Origin of the sequence: Embleya sp. NPDC056575, assembly GCF_042793325.1 — a bacterium.
Taxonomy (GTDB): Bacteria; Actinomycetota; Actinomycetes; order Streptomycetales; family Streptomycetaceae; genus Embleya.
In genome coordinates this window covers 104,703-122,504 of the sequence record NZ_JBHTVA010000005.1, presented here as the reverse complement: position 1 = coordinate 122,504, position 17,802 = coordinate 104,703, and the positions used below count along the sequence as shown (strand labels likewise).

At 72.4% G+C, this 17,802-nt stretch carries 15 protein-coding genes and 1 tRNA gene; 2 read left to right on the top strand and 14 right to left on the bottom strand.

The window, feature by feature from the left end:
* Nucleotides 1-77: 77 nt before the first annotated feature.
* Both ACFRCG_RS05325 and ACFRCG_RS05320 read right to left on the bottom strand, forming a co-directional pair.
* Nucleotides 78-1,250, bottom strand: a complete 1,173-nt coding sequence (locus ACFRCG_RS05325) for a type ISP restriction/modification enzyme (protein ID WP_380028993.1) — start codon at nt 1,248-1,250, stop codon at nt 78-80.
* The gene (locus ACFRCG_RS05320; RefSeq protein WP_380028991.1) at nt 1,232-2,695 is read right to left on the bottom strand and encodes a carboxylesterase/lipase family protein; all 1,464 of its coding nucleotides are present in this window, start codon (nt 2,693-2,695) and stop codon (nt 1,232-1,234) included. The genes ACFRCG_RS05325 and ACFRCG_RS05320 overlap by 19 nt, the downstream gene beginning before the upstream one ends.
* 234 nt (nt 2,696-2,929) lie before the next feature.
* On the opposite strand from ACFRCG_RS05320, the gene ACFRCG_RS05315 reads away from it, so the two are divergent.
* Entirely contained in the window at nt 2,930-4,216 is a 1,287-nt protein-coding gene (locus ACFRCG_RS05315; protein WP_380028989.1) for a metallophosphoesterase, read from the top strand.
* 218 nt (nt 4,217-4,434) lie between these two features.
* Here ACFRCG_RS05315 and ACFRCG_RS05310 read toward each other — a convergent pair whose 3' ends face one another.
* Nucleotides 4,435-5,040, bottom strand: a complete 606-nt coding sequence (locus tag ACFRCG_RS05310; RefSeq protein ID WP_380028987.1) for a Uma2 family endonuclease — start codon at nt 5,038-5,040, stop codon at nt 4,435-4,437.
* A 118-nt stretch (nt 5,041-5,158) separates the two neighbouring features.
* A complete protein-coding gene (locus ACFRCG_RS05305) occupies nt 5,159-5,926 on the bottom strand; it encodes an SDR family NAD(P)-dependent oxidoreductase (RefSeq protein WP_380028985.1) in 768 nt (255 codons plus the stop codon).
* 97 nt (nt 5,927-6,023) lie between these two features.
* On the opposite strand from ACFRCG_RS05305, the gene ACFRCG_RS05300 reads away from it, so the two are divergent.
* A complete protein-coding gene (locus ACFRCG_RS05300; RefSeq protein WP_380028984.1) occupies nt 6,024-6,632 on the top strand; it encodes an exonuclease domain-containing protein in 609 nt (202 codons plus the stop codon).
* A gap of 30 nt (nt 6,633-6,662) precedes the next feature.
* Here ACFRCG_RS05300 and ppgK read toward each other — a convergent pair whose 3' ends face one another.
* From ppgK to orn, 10 genes are all read right to left on the bottom strand, one after another.
* Nucleotides 6,663-7,391, bottom strand: a complete 729-nt coding sequence (ppgK, locus tag ACFRCG_RS05295; RefSeq protein ID WP_380029214.1) for a polyphosphate--glucose phosphotransferase — start codon at nt 7,389-7,391, stop codon at nt 6,663-6,665.
* A 121-nt stretch (nt 7,392-7,512) separates the two neighbouring features.
* The gene (locus ACFRCG_RS05290) at nt 7,513-10,161 is read right to left on the bottom strand and encodes a right-handed parallel beta-helix repeat-containing protein (protein ID WP_380028982.1); all 2,649 of its coding nucleotides are present in this window, start codon (nt 10,159-10,161) and stop codon (nt 7,513-7,515) included.
* 170 nt (nt 10,162-10,331) lie between these two features.
* Nucleotides 10,332-11,612: an LCP family protein gene (locus ACFRCG_RS05285; RefSeq protein WP_380028980.1), complete on the bottom strand. Its 1,281-nt coding sequence runs from the start codon at nt 11,610-11,612 to the stop codon at nt 10,332-10,334.
* Between the two features lie 192 nt (nt 11,613-11,804).
* The gene (locus tag ACFRCG_RS05280; RefSeq protein ID WP_380028977.1) at nt 11,805-12,473 is read right to left on the bottom strand and encodes an ACT domain-containing protein; all 669 of its coding nucleotides are present in this window, start codon (nt 12,471-12,473) and stop codon (nt 11,805-11,807) included.
* A 158-nt stretch (nt 12,474-12,631) separates the two neighbouring features.
* Entirely contained in the window at nt 12,632-14,179 is a 1,548-nt protein-coding gene (locus ACFRCG_RS05275; RefSeq protein WP_380028976.1) for a hypothetical protein, read from the bottom strand.
* A 145-nt stretch (nt 14,180-14,324) separates the two neighbouring features.
* Complete coding sequence (locus tag ACFRCG_RS05270; RefSeq protein WP_380028974.1) at nt 14,325-15,686, bottom strand: YhgE/Pip domain-containing protein; 1,362 nt, start codon at nt 15,684-15,686, stop codon at nt 14,325-14,327.
* Nucleotides 15,686-16,345: an ATP-binding cassette domain-containing protein gene (locus ACFRCG_RS05265; RefSeq protein WP_380028972.1), complete on the bottom strand. Its 660-nt coding sequence runs from the start codon at nt 16,343-16,345 to the stop codon at nt 15,686-15,688. The genes ACFRCG_RS05270 and ACFRCG_RS05265 overlap by 1 nt, the downstream gene beginning before the upstream one ends.
* Before the next feature lie 117 nt (nt 16,346-16,462).
* Nucleotides 16,463-16,765 carry a DUF397 domain-containing protein gene (locus ACFRCG_RS05260; RefSeq protein WP_380028970.1) on the bottom strand — a complete coding sequence of 101 codons (303 nt, stop codon included), beginning with the start codon at nt 16,763-16,765 and terminating at the stop codon, nt 16,463-16,465.
* A 166-nt stretch (nt 16,766-16,931) separates the two neighbouring features.
* Nucleotides 16,932-17,004 (bottom strand) — tRNA-His (locus ACFRCG_RS05255).
* A gap of 183 nt (nt 17,005-17,187) precedes the next feature.
* Nucleotides 17,188-17,799 carry an oligoribonuclease gene (orn, locus tag ACFRCG_RS05250; protein WP_380028968.1) on the bottom strand — a complete coding sequence of 204 codons (612 nt, stop codon included), beginning with the start codon at nt 17,797-17,799 and terminating at the stop codon, nt 17,188-17,190.
* Nucleotides 17,800-17,802: the final 3 nt, after the last annotated feature.

Sequence of the window (17,802 nt, the reverse complement as noted above, 5' to 3'; positions counted from 1 at the left end):
GTTCGGCCCAACGTCGCCGACCGGCCCAACGTCCTGATCGGCCCGATCCGCCGCGCCCGGGCTCGCGGGGTCCGCGCTCAGAGCAGCACGGCCTGGCCGCCCGGACCCTCCTCGGTGATGTCGAGGACCGTCGGCGGGCGGCGGCTGGACGGGGGCGGGGGCAGGACCGGCGTCGGGTCGAGCGTGGGGGCCGCGGCGGTGCGCGCGTGCAGCTCGGCGCGGGGTTCGGCCAGATCGGCGAGCAGGCCCAGGACATGGAGCAGGTCGATCAGTTCGCTGGTCAGGTCGGTGGACCAGGTGCGTTCGCGGATGCGTTCCAGGCCCTCGCCCGGGGGTTCGACGCGGGCCGCGATCCACGGTTCGAGGACGCCCGACTCCCACGCCTCGCGCGCGACCGGACCGATCCGGCCGGAGCCGAGCAGGAGCGATCGGGACTCGTCGTCGTAGTGCGCGCCCGCCGGCCGCGCCGGCACCGGCTCGCGGACGAACGGGCGGCGCCCGCCCGGCAGTCGGGGCTTGCCGTCGCCGGGGCGACCGAACCGCGCGCCGAACGTGTGCAGCCCGACCAGCCGGCGGCCGAGGTCGACGCCCGTCGCCCAGACGTCCGGGTCGGCGGTGAGCGGCACCCGCTCGGGGTCCACCGTCACCGCGACGATCCAGGCGAACAGGTCCTCCGCGTCGACCGGGACGCCGAGCCGGTCCGCGAGCAGGTCCACCAGGCCCGGCGCCAGGTTCGGATCCAGGCCCGCCGGGTCCCGGTACAGCGGCGCGATCCGCCCGCCGCGGCCACCGTGGTGCGTCCCGTCCGGGATCAGCGCGCTGCACAACAGCGGCCGGGGATCCCCCGCCTGACGGATCGACAGGTATACCTGTCGGTCTCCGCGCACCCGCCACAACTCGGGCCGGGCGGCGTCCAACACCCGGTGGTCCGCGAGCAGCCACTGCCGATCGAACGGGTGCCGTGCGATCCGCACCAGCCGGGGCGTCGGCCCCACCTCGCGCGCCAGCGGACCGGACGGGGCGTCACATCCGGGCAGCGGCGCGGGAAACGACATCGCCGTTCGGGAACGGGTGGGCCGCAGCAGGGTGTCGCGATCCTCCGCCGCGGCCAGCCGGGCCCAGCGCCGACGCAGCGTCTCCCGCTCGGGTGCGTACACCCAACTCCGCCCGGTGGCGATCCCGGCCGTGCCCCACGGCATCAGGTCGGTCAACGCGACCGGCCCGCCCCCGCTCACATCGCGTGGTCCCACACCCGCCGCTCCTCCCGGTCCGGGTCGCCGACCACCGTCGCCGGCACGTCGAGCAGCATCGTGCGGCGCTCGGTCGGGTCGTACAAGGGCCAGTCGGGCAGCCCGTCGGCGACCGGCGGCCCGCCCGCGACGAACGCCGCCCACGCCTGCCGCATCCGGCCGGACAGCGCCCGCGCCTCGGCCGGCACGCCGCCGGTCAGCCAGCGGCCGAGCGGGGTGTCCAGGGTGCCGAACACGAACGGGATGTCGATCGCGTGCGGCGAACCCAGGCGCTGCGGATGCGCCTTGGGCGCCCAGCGGAAGCGGTACATGTACGCCTGCCCGCCGGCCGCGTGCTGCGCCTCGGCGAGCCGCACCGTCGGTATCCCGTACGACTCGGCGGTGAGCAGCCGGATCCGCCGCGAGCGTCCGTTCAGTTCGGGGTACAGCTCCGCGTATCCGCGCACCAGCTCGGCCAGTCGGTCCGGTCGGCGCAGGTTGGCCAGGTCGGCGGCCACGGGTTCGCGCGCGCCCGACCGCTCGGTCACGACGAACATCTCCTCCTCGTCCTGATTCGACCCGAGCAGGAGCGGTACGTCGCCCCGGATCGTGTGCAGCGGCACCGCCGGCAGCGGCCCGTCGGGATCGACCACCGGCCGGAACACGAACCTCGCGGTACCGCGCCCGATCGCCTCGGCCTGGGCCGCGAGCAGGTCGGGCACGGGCACGTCGACCAGTTCCGCGGCCCGGTCCGGTCCCAGACCGAGCGCGGCCGACACGTGGCCGGTCGCCTCCTCGGCCTCGGGCACCGTGCGCACGGTCTGCGCCCCGCCGCTCTGCACGATCGCGCGGTGGAAGAGGCCGCGGGCGGCGGGCAGCGCGAGCAGGTTCGCGGTGACCTTGCCGCCCGCCGAGACCCCGCCGAGGGTGACCCGACCGGGGTCGCCGTCGAACGCGGCGATGTGCTCGCGCACCCAGTGCAGCGCACGCACCACGTCCAGAAGGGAGTTGGCCGAGGAGTCGGCGTAGGAGTCGCCGAGCAGGTGCCGCAGGTGCAGCAGCCCGAGGACGCCGAGCCGGTAGGCGACGGTGACCACGACCACGCCGTGCCGGGCCAATTCGGAGCCGTCGTAGACCGCCTCGAACGACGCGCCGCTCGTGTAGCCGCCGCCGTGCACCCAGACCAGCACCGGGTGCGGGCCGGGCTCGGCGGGGGCGAAGACGTTCAGGTACAGGCAGTCCTCGTCGATCTCCACCGGCGCGGCGCCGTACTGCCCGATCGGCTGCGGTGCGGCCCGGGCGAACTCGCGGGCGTCGCGCGCCCCGTGCCAGGCGGCCGCGGGGCGGGCCGGACGAAACCGCGCGGGACCCACGGGTGGCGCGGCGAAGGGTACGCCTCGGAAGACCCGGACCCCGTCCGACTCCGCGCCGATCAGCTCACCCAGCGACGTCCGTACACGCACCATGGCATCGAGCATATGGGGCCGGTCGGCGGCCCTGCCGGGGCATCGTCGCGGTGGGAGATACCGCACAGGGCCCGGCAGGGGCGCCGTCGCGATGCGTACTGCCGGGGGATGCGCCGGGGGGTCGGCCGGTATCGCCCCCGGGAGCAGGCTCGGATACTCCGCGTGCCGGATGCCGGGGCCGGGGCGGGCGTGACACGCTTCCCGTGAAACATTCCTCCGTCCGGGAGCCCCGCCTTGACCGTTGTCCTGGGGATCGTTGTGGCCGTCGTCGTGCTCGCGCTGCTGGTCGGCGTGCACCTTTACGTGTGGCGGCGGCTGGTGCGCGACACCACGCGGCCGGGGGTGGTGCGGCGGGTCGGCGCGGGGGTGGTGGTCGCGCTCGGGGTGTCGATGGTGGGCGCGCTGGTGTTGCCGAAGGTGTTCGGCCCGCGCGGCACGGAGTGGATCGCGTGGCCGGGCTTCGTGTGGATGGCCCTGCTGCTGTATGTGGTGCTCGCGCTCGGGGTGTTGGAGCTGCCGCGCCTGTTCGCGTTGCGGGCGCTGCGCCGGCGCGGGGGCGAGGGCGAGGGCGAGGTGTCGCACGCGGTCGCGCCGGTGCCGGTGCCCGTGGGGGCGGAGGCGGCAGAGGCGACGGAGACGATCGAGCCCGGTCCGGAAGCGGCGGCCGGCCCCCGCGGCACGCCGCTCGGCCCGGATCGGCGGCTTGTGCTGACCCGCTCGGTCGCGCTGCTCGCGGCCGGCACCTCGCTGGGCACCGTCGGCTACGGGATGAACCAGGCCCTGGGCGCGCCGCGCACGGTGCGGGTGCGGATACCGGTGGCCCGGCTCGACCCGCGCCTGGCGGGTTTTCGGATCGCGGTGGTGGGCGACATCCACCTCGGCCCGCTGCTCGGCCACGCGCACACCACCCGGGTCGTGCAGACGATCAACCGCACCAACCCGGACCTGGTCGCCATCGTCGGCGACCTCGCCGACGGCACGGCGGCCCAACTCGGCGCCGACGCGGCCCCGTTGCGCCGGCTTTCCGCCCGCCACGGCGCGTTCTTCGTCACGGGCAACCACGACTACATGTCGGGCGCGACCGACTGGATCGCCGAACTGGCCGAACTCGACGTGCGCACCCTGGCCAACGACCGGCTCGAAATCATCCGGGGCGGCGCCGCGTTCGACCTGGCGGGCGTCAACGACGTCACCGGCAAGTCCCACCACGACGGCCCCGACTTCGCCAAGGCCCTCGGCAACCGCGACCCGTCCCGCCCGGTCGTGCTCCTGGCCCACCAACCGGTCCAGGTGAAGGACGCCTCCCGCTACGACGTGGACGTACAACTCTCCGGCCACACCCACGGCGGCCAGATGTTCCCGGTCCAACTCCTGGTCAAGCTCGACCAACCGGCGGTGGCCGGCCTCCACAGGGTCGACGACACCATGCTCTACGTCACCAGAGGCGCCGGCTTCTGGGGCCCACCGGTCCGAGTAGGCGCACCCCCGGAAGTAACGCTCGTGGAGCTACACCCGATGTAACAAACCCAACCTCCGAGGAGCGCAACACCATGAGCGGCACGCCGTAGGAGGACATGGAGCGCGAGTTCGCGTTCACACCCGCCGAGGAGGAGCGCATCGAAGCCGAGCGACGGGCACTCCGAAGCCGAGAACACGGGACGTCCCTCGACACGGACACGCCGGTGGAGGATGACCGCCGCCCCACGACAGCCTGACCGACGCATAGCCCCGCCCTTGCGTCACCGCATCCGCAGCAACGTGCCCGGGTCCAGGGTCACCGGTGCGAACGCAGGCAAGGTGGTCTCGATGCCCGGCTTAGCGGAGGCCGAAGCCACATACGCGTCGCCGTCGAGGGTGTAGGTCTCGACGGTGAGGGTCTTCGGGTCGACGATCCAGTAGGACGGAATGGCCCAACTCGCATACTTCGCGAGCTTATCGACACGATCCCCACCCTCATGGCCAGGCGAGAGAATCTCTACCGCCGTCGCCACGTCTTCGGGAGCAAAAGCGACATCGTCGTCCTCGACTACCTCTATGGCCGCCGCCCGAGTGACGACAGCGATGTCAGGCTGCAAGAGGTCACGAGGGTCACGTCGAACGTTGACATTCTCGTAGACCACGAAATCGAGATCCGAGTCGGCGGCGACCTTTCTGAACAAGGCGGACAGGGTGACGGAGACATGTTGGTGGCGGACCCGGGGGGCCGGAGACGTCATCAGGACGCCGTCCAAGAGTTCGATTCGGTAGGGCGAGGTCTCCTGCGCGACAAGCACGTCATCGACCGTCCACTCATGATCGAAGGCAGGCTGCACGATCTCTCCCCAACGGTTGGTCGTTTCGTTCACAGGATCACCGCCAGTTTGTCAGGAATCGCCGGCCATCTCCCCGGTTTCCCGAATCATGGCCCCGAACACCCCCGGGCGGGGTGACGCCCGTTGGACGTCGACCCCGTCTCGGGAACGATCAGACCGTCTCCGTCATGCCGCCGTCCACCATCAAGTGTGTGCCCGTGACGAAGGAGGCGTCGTCGCTGAGGAGGAAGCGGACCGCTCCGGCGATTTCCTCCGGGCGGCCCAATCGGCGCAGCGGGGAGCTGTTCTCCATGCGTTCCCGGGTGCCCGGGCGGGCGAAGGAGGCGGCCAGCATCGGGGTTTCGATGTAGCCGGGGCAGACCACGTTGCTGCGGATGCCGTGTTCGGCGAGTTTGGCGGCGATCGAGCGGTTGAGCCCGAGCATGCCCGACTTCGACGCGCAGTAGGACGGGTTGAGCGCGTTGCCGACGATCGCGTTCAGCGAGGCGATGCCCACGATCGCGGAGCCGGCGTGTTCGCGCAGGTGCGGGGTCAGCGCCTGGACCAGGAGTGCGAACGAGCGCAGGTTGACGTCCAGGACCCGGTCCCAGTTCTGCGCCGTGACCTCGGTGATCGGGGTCGAGTCGACCACGCCCGCCGCGTGCACGAAGCCGCCGATCGTGCCCAGCGCCTCGACCGAGGCGTGGATCGTGTCCGGATACGCCCCTGTCTCGGTCACGTCGAGGGCCAGCCCGAGCGCCGGCACCCCGTGTTCGGCCGCGATCTCCTTCGCCGCCTCCTCCACCGGGCCCGCCGCGATGTCCCACAGCGCGACCGGCCGACCCGTCGCGGCCAGCGCCCGCGCGGTCGCCCGACCGATCCCGGAGGCGCCGCCGGTGATCACGACGCCGGTGCCGGGTGATGTCTTGTGCGTACCCATTTCGTACTCCTCCGTGGACGGGTGGACCCAAGCATCTGACGTACCGTCAGAACAAAACCAGTGGTAGCACGCCGGCCACGATGGTCTACTCACCGGCATGGCGAAACGACTCCTGGACCTGCTCCTGGTCATCGACGTCGAGGCGACCTGCTGGAACGGTCCGATCCCCGACGGTCAGTACTCGGAGATCATCGAGATCGGCATCGCCACACTCGACGTCACCACCGGCGAGCGCGTCGACCGACACGGCCTCCTGGTCCGACCCACCCACTCCACGGTGAGCACGTTCTGTACCGAACTGACCACCCTCACCCAGGCCGACGTCGACACCGGCCACACCTTCGCCGACGCGTGCGCGCTGCTGCGCACCGAGTTCAAGGCGCACCAGCGGGTGTGGGCGAGCTGGGGCGAATACGACCGGCAGGCGTTCGAGCGCCAGTGCGCGGCCGAGGGTGTGCCCTACCCGTTCGGCACCCGCCACCTCAACGCCAAGACGCTGTACTCGCTCGCCCACGGCCTGGACCGCGAACTCGGCATGGCCGGCGCCCTGGCCCACGCCGGCCTCCCCCTCGACGGCACCCACCACCGGGGCGTCGACGACGCGTGGAACATCGCCGCCCTCCTCGGCGGCGTCCTGCGCGCGTCCCGTCACAACGGCCCGAGCCGGCCGCTCACCCCGCACACCGCAGACGCCCCGCCGGCCTGAGCACGCCAAGCGCCTCGCGCCCGCAGACTCTCAGTCGCCCGTCACCAGCATCGCGGCGCCCACGATCCCCGCGTCGTTGTGCAGCTTCGCCGGCACCAGATCGGCCCGGATCTTAATGAGCGGCAGGAACTTCTCCGGCTTCTTGCTGATCCCGCCCCCGATGATGATCAGCGACGGCGAGAACAACATCTCCACGTGCCGCAGGTAGTCCTGCACCCGCGCGGCCCACTTCTCCCAGGACAGCTCGTGCGTCTCGCGCGCCACCGCCGAGGCCCGCCGCTCGGCCTCGTGCCCGTCCAGTTCCAGGTGGCCCAGCTCGGTGTTCGGCACCAGCCGGCCGTCCACGAACAGCGCGCTGCCGATGCCCGTACCGAACGTCAACATCAGCACCGTGCCGCGCTGCCCGGCGCCCGCGCCGAAGCGCATCTCGGCCACACCCGCCGCGTCCGCGTCGTTGACCATCGTCACCGGCCGGCCGAGCGTCGCGGAGAACAGCGCGTCGGCGTCCAGATCGATCCAGGACTTGTCCACATTCGCGGCCGTGCGCACGATGCCGTCGCGGACCACGCCGGGGAAGGTGATCCCCACGGGCCCCTCGGTGTCCGCGAACTCCGCGAGCACGTCGCGGACCACGCCGATCACCGCCTGCGGTTCGGACGGTTCGGGAGTGAGCAGCCGGACCCGCTCCCGGGTCAGCCGCCCGGCGTCGGTGTCCACCGGCGCGCCCTTGATCCCGGTCCCGCCGATGTCGATGCCCATGACCGGCACGTACGGCTCCTTAGCCCTCGAATTCGCCCTCGAACCCACCCGCGCACCACCCGGCCGGCACCCGGCGGGCGGCCCGCGTCCCCGGGCCGTTACCCCGCCGGCGCGGACCGATTCACCGCAGGTCGGGCAGATCCTCCGGATGCAGCGTCCGCAACTCCTCCATGCCCGCCCCCGGCAGCTGGGCCAACCGGGTCGCGTGCCGCTCGATCATCGCCTCGAAGGTGCGCCGCGCCTCGCGCGCGTTGCCGAACGCGGCACCGCGCGGCAGTCGGCGGAAGTAGCCGAGCAGCGCCTCACACGCCTCGTCGGTGAGCACGTACTCGTGCTCGCGCACCTGCATGAGGGTGATCTCGACCAGGTCGTCGGCCGAGTAGTCCTGGAAGGTGATGGTGCGGGAGAACCGGGACCCGAAGCCGGGGTTCGCGCCGAGGAAGCGCTCCATCTCGTCGGTGTAGCCCGCCACGATCACCACCACGTCGTCGCGGTGGTCCTCCATCATCTTCACCAGCGTGTCGATCGCCTCGCGGCCGAAGTCGCGCGAGGGGTCCGGCGGGGCCAGGCTGTACGCCTCGTCGATGAACAACACCCCGCCCCGGGCCCGATCGAAGACCTCCTTGGTGCGCGGCGCGGTCGAGCCGATGTGCTCGCCGACCAGGTCGACCCGGGATACCTCGACCAGGTGCCCCACCCGCAACACGCCGAGCGCCTGGGCGATCTCCCCGTACAACCGGGCCACGGTGGTCTTGCCGGTGCCCGGGGAGCCGGTGAAGACCAGGTGCCGGCGCAGCGTGGGCGCCTTGAGCCCGGCCTCCTCGCGCCGGCGGCCCACCGAGATCAGGTCGATCAGGTTGCGCACCTCGGCCTTGACCCCGGCGAGGCCGACCAGACCGTCCAACTCGGCCAGCAGTTCGTCCACTCCGCGCCCGGACGTGGTCGCCGCCTCGTCCGCGGCCGCGCCGTCGCGCGCGCCGGGGATCGGCAGCGTGGCGGTCAGCCGGGCCACCCCCTGGGGTTGTGCGCCGGCCGCCGCGATCGGGCTCGGCGTGCCCAGGATCCCGCCCGCAGCCGGCTCCGTGCCGCTCGTCCCGTCGCCCTGCGAGGTGCACTCGACCGCGACCGGCCCCGGGCCGGCGAACTCGAAGCCGCCCTTGGCGTTGTCGCGCGTGGTGCAGCGGGTGAACACCGGATGGCAGCCCTCGCGCACGTGCACCCCGTAGCCGCGCCCGCCGAGCACCTCGCAGTCCTCGAAGTCGCCGCGCCCGCCGCCGGCGATCCGGATGCCCTCCCCGGTGGCCCGGTCCACCCGGACCCGGCGCACCGTGGGCCCGGCCGCGCCGGTGACCGAGACACCGTCCGTGGTGTCCTCGATCGTGCAGTCGGCGATGATGCCGCCGCAGTCCGACTCCATGAACCACACGCCGGTGGTGGCCTTGCGCACCTTGCAGGACTTGACCGAGACCACCGCGCCCGCGCCCACGCCGATGCCGGTCTCGTCCACGTCGTGGATCTCGCAGTCGTGCATCGACAGTCCGGTGCCGGAGCCGGCCACCTTGACCCCGTCGAGCACGTCGTGGATGCGGCACTCGCCGAGCGCGGCGTCCGCGCCGTCGGCGACCCACACGGCCGGCTTGCCGCCGGTGGAGTCGTGGAATTCGCAGTCGATCGCCGACGCGCGGGCCCCGTGGTCGGCCAGCGCGAGCCCGTTGCGGCCGAAGCTGCGGATCGTACAACCGCTGAGGGTGACCTCGGAGTGGCCGTGCACGTCGACGCCGTTGCGGCCCATGTCGCGCAGTCGGCAGCCGACCAGGGTCAGGTTGGCGCCCCGGTCGACCGAGACGCCGTTGCCCTCGGCGTCACGGATCGTGCAGTCGTCGAGCGAGAACGTGGCCAGGTCGTCGGCTTGGACGCCGGTGCCCTTGACCGCGCTGATCTCGGTCCGCGACAACGACCCGGCGCTGCCCTGACCGCCGACCGAGATGCCCGCCCAGCCGACCCGTTCGATCCGCGAGTCGGCGATGATCGGCGCGGCGCCGCCCGCGACGCAGATCCCGCCGCCGCCCACGTCGTGGATGTGCAGGCCGGTCAGATGCGGCGAGGCCTGGTCGCCGACGAACACCGCGGGTTCCGCGTCCGAGCCGTCCTGGATCTCGCAATCCTGGACGCTGCCGGTGGTGCCGGGTCCGGTGAAGCGCAGTCCGTGCCCGGAGGCGTCACGCACCCGGGCCCGGCGCAGGATCGGTGCGCTGCCCTCGCGCACGTCGAAACCCTCACGCCCGGTGTCGCCGATCTCGCAGTCCTCGAACGTGCCGCGCGAGCGTCCGGTCACCCCGATGCCCACGCCCTTCGGGTTGCCCACCCGGCAGCGCCGCACCATCGGGTCGGCGCCCGCGCGCAGTTCGACCGCGACCACCGAGGCGGCCCGGACCACACACTCCTCCAGTATCGGCGCGCAGCCCTCGATCACGATGGCCGGCGACAACACGCCCGCGCCGCCGTCGACGACCAGGCCGTGTACCGCCGCGTCGGCGGTGATGGTGAGCGCGACGCCGTCGGCGGCGCTCAGGATCACCGTCCCCGGCCCGTCCGCGCCGACCACCGTCACCGGCACGGAGATCGCCACATCCTCGCGGTACGTCCCCGCCGCGACCAGGATCGAGTCGCCCGCCGCCGCCGCGCCCACCGCGGCCCCGATCGAGGCGTATTCGCCCGCGCGGCGTCGCCAACGAGTGCCCTGCACCACCTGAAGAACCCGACCCGTCATGGCGCCCCTGCCACCAGCCCCTCGGTCCGCACCCAGCACCCTCGCGAGTCCACCGTAAGGCGTCGCGGGCGGCCCCATGACCGGGTCTGCCCCCGGGGGCGATCGGCCGCGTCGTCGGCGAACCCCTGCACCGTACAGTTCAACGACCAGGGGTCACGGACCGGCGACGGTTAACGTCCCGCAGTGCCCTGATTCGTGCCCGCACCCGTACCGCCGGTCGACCCGCTTCGGCCGATTCCGGTCGAACCCGCGCCGGAGCGACCGGTTCCGGTCGAACCCGCGCCGCTCGTCCCGGATCCCGCGCCGTTCCCGCCGGAGGCGTCGGCGCCCCCCGTGCCGTCGGTCGGGCGGGCCGTCCCGGTCGGCGTGGGCACCGGCGCCCCGTCGCGCAGCGCGGTGAACAGTTGCGCCGCGTCGGGCTGCCTGAGCGCCACCCGGTTCGGGTCGGGGGTGTAGGCGGTCAGCGGCGTGGTGACGAAGTCGATCTTCTCCAGCGGGATCCCGCGCAGGCCGTTGGCGAAGTCGTACAGGCCGGCCAGGGTGTTGATCCCGGAGTCGGTGGTGATCGCCTTGGTCGCGGCGTCCATCACGCTGTACGCCTTCGCCGGGTTGGTCAGCAGGTTCTCCCCCTGCACCTTCTTGATCAGCGCCTTGAGGAATTCCTGCTGCCGTTCGATGCGCTGTATGTCGCTGCCGTCGCCCAGGCTCTTGCGCACCCGGACGAAGCCGAGCGCCTGCTCGCCGTTCAGGGTGATGTCGCCGGCGGGCAGTTGCAGGTGCGCGGCCCTGTCGTCGATCGGCTGGGCGATGTGCATCGGCACACCGCCGAGCGCGTCCACGACCTTCTTGAAGCCGATGAAGTCGATGGTGATCTGGTGGTCGATCCGGGCGCCGGTCAACCGCTCCACGGTGGCCGCCACACACGGCACGCCGCCGACCTCCATCGCGCTGTTGAACTGGCCGAAGTAGGCCCGCTGGGTGCCGCCGGAGGTGGTCCGGCACGACGGCACATCGACCATCAGGTCACGCGGGAAGCTGACCGCGGTCGCGCTCTTTCGACCCTGGGGTACGTGCAGCAGGATCGTGGTGTCCGAGCGCTGACTGCCGCCGTCGTCGCGGCCGTACTCGGAGTTGTCGCCGGCCCGCGAGTCGGACCCCACCAACAGCACGTTCAGCGCGCCCGTGGGCGCCGGGCGATCGGTCAGCTGGTCGGCGAAGTCCTGGGTGCGGATGTTGCCGTTCAGGCGGTCGTACAGCCACCAGCCGAAACCGCCCGCGGCGAGCAGGACGGCGACGAGGCCGCCGCCGATCCACGCGAGGATGCGCCGCCGGCGGCGCCGGCGGTCGTGGGCGCGCCGTTCTATGCGGCTGGGGCCCTCCGACCCGGGCTCCTCGGCCGACGCCCCCGGAACGGCCGCGGCCCCCGGGGACGTCTCATCCCTGTCCTGCACGTCGTCGTCGCCTTCGTCGGGCCCCCGCGCTCGATGTGCGCCCGGCTCACGGCCCGAAGTGCGCGCACAATTACGCAATCATACGTTGTTCCGATCGTTACACGCCGAATAGCGGTAAATGGTTCCCGTCTCGGTCGAAACCGAATCATGGATCGGGCAGATCGGTACATTCAGCCGGCGTCGAAGCCTCGATCAGGCCGGCCCCGGGCCCGCGCCGGCGCCCGTCGCCTTGGCCGCGCCGCGCTCGCCCAGGACGCCGAGCGCCACGTCGACGATGCGGCCCAGGCGGTCCAGTTCGGTGCGGTGGAACGCGGGGCCCTCGTGCCGAACCACGTACATCGTCAGCCAGGACGCCCCGATCGGCGCCGCCGCGCCGTGGCCGGTGGCCTCGCCCTCGTAGGCGAAGCCCAGCGGCCGCATCGGGGTGAGCGCGGGGAATACCGGCGTCTGCGGGGCCCGCCAGCTCGCGTACACCCGCTGTCGACCACGCCCGCCGCGCGTGGCCACCGCCCAGTCGGCGTGGAAGAGCGTCGGCGCCGCGTCGATCAACGTGGCCACCGCCCGGCCCGGGTCGCGCGCCACCTGGCCCAGCACGTCCAGCTCGGGCGCGGAACCCGGCACCTCACCGGCCGCCCAGCACCCCTCGACCCGGACGCCGGCCGACCGCTCCAGGGCGGCGACCAGGCCGGCCACGTCCCGCTCGCCCTCCCAGGAGACGGTGAACTCGTCCATCGCCCGGCCGCCGAGCTGTTCGAGCACGGTCATCTGCATCACATCGGCCCCCGCCGCGCCGAGCAGCTGCGTGACCCGCGCGAGCGACCCCGGTCGATCGGGCAGCGACACCCTCAGTCGGTACAACACGCGACACCTCCTCCATCGACCTGTCTTGAATCCTGAGCCTTTCCCGTTTCGAGCATGTTGCGTACATATGACGACACCACATGATCAAGCGCCGTCGGCCCCCGAACGCACGAGCGGGGCGCCATCGGATGCCCGACGACGCCCCGCTCGTGGTGTGCCTACTTCTTCGTTTCGGATGTGTCGGATGTATCGGATGTATCGGCGGCATCCGGCGCATCGGCGACATCGACCGGGTCGGAGTCGTCGGCCGGCTCGACATCCTTCGCCTTCGCCTTCGCCTTCGCCTTCCCCTTCGGCTTGCCCGCCGGCGGTACGGCCGGGCGCGGCGGCACGCTCACGTGGGTCGGCTCGTCGTCGGGCGCCACGCTCGTCACCCGGGTCGCCGGGTCCTCCGGCGCCTCGTCCCGGTCGGGAACGGCGGCGACCTCGGGCTCCGCGGCCGGCTCCGGCTCCTTGTCCAGGCCGACCCGCGCCGTCGGCGCGGCCGACACCGCCGCGTTCTGCTCGGTGTCGGGGGTGAGTCCGGCGACCGGGGCGAACGCGGTGACCTCCTCGTCCGGCCCGACCGGCGGCGACACCGGATCCGCGGCGCCGACCGACACCACCTCCGTGGGCGCCGCCGAAGCACCCACCGCAGCACCCGCCGGAGCACCCGCCGCCTCCGCCGACCGGGCCGCCGCCTTCCGCGACTCCCGGGGCGGCTTCGGCGGCTTCGGCTGCTTGACCCGCGCGGGTTTGGCCGGCTTCGGCTCCTTCGCCGGTTTCCCCGCCTCGACCGAGCTGTTCCCCACCGGGGTGGCGAACACCGGCGCCGGGCCGGTGGCCTTGGGCCCGTACGTCCACCACATCAGCCCGCGTCGGGCGTTCTCGGTGTCCGGGTGCTGCTCGCCGAGCACCCGTGAGCAGTCCGCGACCAACTGGGTGAGCAGCGTGCGCGCGCCCAGCGGATCACCGGACTCGCCGGTCCAGTGCGCGTGGTTGTGCCGGATCACCAACGTGTCGTGGTGGTCCGGGCCGAGCACGCGCGTGGCGTCCTCCACCAGCCGCATCATCGCGTCCCGGGCCACCGAGACGTCGCCCGCCTCGCCCGCCCACATCGCGCGGTCGTGCCGGGCGGTCAGCGCCGCCGGGTCGTCCGGCTCGTGCACCTCGCCGCGCTCGTCCGCGATGGCCGCCATCAACCGCGCCGCCTGGATCGTCTCGCCCGAACGGCCCACCCAGTGCGCGTGCTGGTGTCGGATGGTCAGCGTGTCGGGGTGCACCGGCCCCAGCGCGTCGGTCGCCTCCTCGACGATCGGTCGCAACATCCGGGCCGCGCCCGCGGCGTCACCCGCCTCGCCGATCCAACGAGCCCACCCGGCACGCACGTTCAACGTCTCGGGGTCGTCCTGACCGAGCACCAGGACACAGTCGGCGGCGACGTCGCGCGCCAGCGACTCGGCGGTGACCGCGTTGCCGGACAGACCCAGGCAGTAGGCGTGGTTGTGCCGGGCCAGGAGCGTGTCGGGATGTTGCGGGCCGAGCACGCGCGCGTAGTCGCCCGCCAGCTCACCGAACATCCGGGCGGCCTCCGCGGGCCGGCCCTCGTCGCCGACGACCCGGGCCCACGCGGCGCGCGCGTCGAGCGAACCGGGGTGATCGGGCCCGAGTTCCCGCATCCGGGTCTCGGCCTCGGCCCTCAGTTTCTGTATCTCCTGCTCGTTCATCGCCGCTGATTCTCCCTCCTCCACCACAGGTGGCAAACCCGCGGTACCCCCTGATTGTGGGCGACGTGTCCGGAGCGGGCGTGGTTGCGCTCCCCCGGGTACAACCGTACGGGGGAGCGGGTCGGCCCCATGGGAATCCCGGTGATCACAACTCCACGGACGGTTTCAGCTCGGCCATGGTCCACATCCGCTTGTGCCGGACCACGAAAACGGTCGCGATCAGCGCCACCACGAGGTACGCGCCGAGCACCGCGAAGGCGACCCCCAAACGCGCGCCCTGACCACCCGTGAGGGTGATGCGCAACCCGTTCACCAGGTAGGTCATCGGTAACACCGGATGCAGCGCCTGGAACGGCTCGGGGGTGGTGGTGACCGGATACAGGCCGCCGCACGAGGTGAGCTGGAGCATCAGCAGGACCAGGATCAGCACGTCGCCCACCGCGCCGAGCGCGGCCCGCAGGAACTGCGCGATGGCCACGAAGGTCACCGCCGCCAACGCGATCAGCAGCAGACTCAGACCCGGATCGTCGGCGTCCAGGCTCAGCCCCAGCTGGACCACCGCGTACAGGACGAACGCGCCCAGTACGCCGAGCGCGGCGGCGGGCAGCCACCCCGCGATCGCCACCTTGACCGCGCCGGCCCGCCCGGCGAGCGCGCGCGGGTTGTACGGCCGCAGCAGCAGGTAGCCGACCAGGCCGAACACCCACAGCGCGATCCCGAAGAAGAACGGCGCGAGCCCGCGCCCGTACAGCACCGCCGGATGCAGGTTGTGCACCTCGATCACCACCGGCGCGCCGAGCACCCGCGCGTCCGCCCCGGCGGCCTGCGCCGGCGGCGGCGCCGGTACCGCCGCGTCCAGTTTCGCCAGCCCGTCGGCCAGTTGCGCGGCACCCTGGGCGGTCTGCTCAGGGGGCACGCCGCCCGCGTTCGCCGCGAGTTGCCGCGCGCCGTCGGCCGACTGGGCCAATTGCGCCTTGAGCGTGCCGGTCTCCCCGTACAACTGCTGCACCAGCGTGCTCTGCGTGGTCGCCGAGATCTGCTGCTGGAGCTGCGTCTTGGCGACCTCGGCCATCTTGCCGATGATGAAGCCGTTGGCGTCGTCGAGTGTCATCAGCAGCTTGGCCTGACGCGGCTCGGCGGACGCGGTGGTGGCCAACGTGGCGCTGAAGTCGGGCGGCACGGTGACCACGAAGTGGTAGTCGCCGTCGTCCAGGCCGTCGCCGGCGGCCTTGGCGTCGGTGACCGTCCACTTGAAGTTGCGGTCGTGGCGGATCACCTCGGTCAGCCGACCCCCCGCGTCGATGTGTTGCCCGCGCGCGTCCACCGGCCGGTCCTCGTTCACGAACGCGACCGGCACCTGGTGCAGTCGGCCGTACGGATCCCAGTTGGACCACAGGTACAGGGCCCCGTACAGGGTCGGCACCAGCATCAGCATGACCGGGACCAGCCGGGGCAACGGGCCCCGGAAGCGCCGCAGTTCGAACCAGGCCAGGCGCAGCACACCCATCAGGCGGCACCGCCTCTCGGGTACAGGTGGTGTCCGGGCAGATCGACCACCACGTCGGCGCCGCGCGGCGCGGCGGTCGCGGTGGCCACCACGGTGGTGCCGGTGTCCGCCAGGTCGCGCAACGCCCGCCAGGCACGGGAGAGATCGGCGCCCGCGATACCGCTGTCCACGTCGTCGACCAGGACCGCGCCGGGTCGGTCGGCGGCGGCCAGCGCGACCGCGAAAAGCAGGTGTTCGACCGCGGACAGGTGCTCGACCAGGACGTGGCCCGGCGGGTCGATGCGCAGCAGGTCGTACATCCGCGCGAGCGCGGTCCCGCTGGGCCGGCCGCCCTCGACGGCCTGTCGTTCGGCGACCGTCTCGGCGACGAACAGGTGCGGTTCCAGGTCCAGGCCCGGGCGGGCCCGGGCCAGCGCGGTGTGGGCGCGGGCGTCGGCGGCACGACCGCTGCCGGCCACGGTCACGGTGCCGGCCACAGTCCGGAATCGGCCGCCGAGCGCGAGAAGCAACGAGGTCCGGCCGGCGCCGGCGGGTCCGACGAGCACGGTCAGGCCGGCCGCGGGCGCGGTCACGCGCACGTCGCGAAAGATGACGCCGTCCGGGCCCTCCGCCGCCAGGCCGACCGCACTGATCTCCACCCCGGAGGTGGCTGTGGACACGGATTTCCCTCCGTCGGTGGCACGTCCACCGAGGAGTAACCGGTACACGATTCGCCAAACGGGCGAAATGGATGACGCACCCGTCGGGTCGAGCCGACCGGTCCATCCGACGCGGCGTCAGCCGTGCTGCTCCGGCAGCGGCTCGGCCAGCCGGTCCAGGTCGAACTCGCCGTCGCGCACGCCCAGTACGAACGCGGTCCACTCGCCCTCGGTGAACCGCAGGATCGGCCCCTCCGGGTGGATCGAGTTGCGCATCGCCATGCCCCCGCCGGGCAGTTCGGCGGTCTCCACGATCCCCTCGCCGGTGGTGTCCTCGCCGTAGCCGATCCACGTGACACCACTGATGTCCATGGCGTACAGCGCGGCCTTCTCGTCGTCGAGCTGTTGCCGCGAAGGCTGCCCCGACTCGCCGGTGCTCATGATCGAAACCCTCCCGATGACGCGTACGTAACCCTCAGGTGACCGCACGCTACGCCGCGCGCGCCGCCGCACACAACGCGAACGCCGACATCGGGCGCGATCCGGCGGCAATCACCCGAAAACGCACAAGGCCCCGAGACACTCGCGCGTCTCGGGGCCTTCTCGGGGTGAGTGACGGGACTTGAACCCGCGACTTCCTGGACCACAACCAGGTGCTCTACCAGCTGAGCTACACCCACCATCGCCGTGGCGTTTCCGTCCCGGCGAGGAAAAGTGTACAGGCTCGGGGAGGCTGCTCGCCGCAGGGTTTCCGGGTGGTGGTTTCAAGGGGCGCGGGTGGTGGTTTCAAGGGGTGCGCGCGGTGGTTTCACGGGACGCGCGAGCCTGACGCGAAGCGCGCGCGAGCGGGCGCGAGCCCGATCTCAGGCGCGTCCGGCCGGCTTGTGGCCGTACCGGGCGGCGATCGCCTTGGCGGTGTCGCTGTCCGGTCCCGGCTCCGGGACGAAGATCGCCTCGCGGTAGTAGCGCAGTTCCTCGATGCTCTCGTGGATGTCGGCCAGCGCGCGGTGGTTGCCGGCCTTCGGGGGGCTCTGGAAGTAGACCCGCGGATACCAGCGGCGGGCCAACTCCTTGATCGAGGAGACGTCGATCACCCGGTAGTGCAGGTAGGCGTCGAGGTCGAGCATGTCCCGCGCCAAAAAGCCCCGGTCGGTGCCGATCGAGTTCCCGCACAGCGGTGCCTTGCGCCCGTCGGGCACGTGCGCCTTGATGTAGCGCAGCACCTCGGCCTCGGCCTCGGCCAGGCTCACGCCCGCCTCCAGCTCGTCCAGCAGACCTGAAGCGGTGTGCATTTTGCGCACCACATCGGGCATGCCGGCCAGCGCCTCGGCGGGCGGGCGGATCACGACATCGACCCCGTCGCCCAGAATGTTGAGCTCGGAGTCGGTGACGAGAGCCGCCACCTCCACCAACGCGTCCCGGGACAGGTCGAGTCCCGTCATCTCACAGTCGATCCAGACCAAGCGGTCGTTCATGGG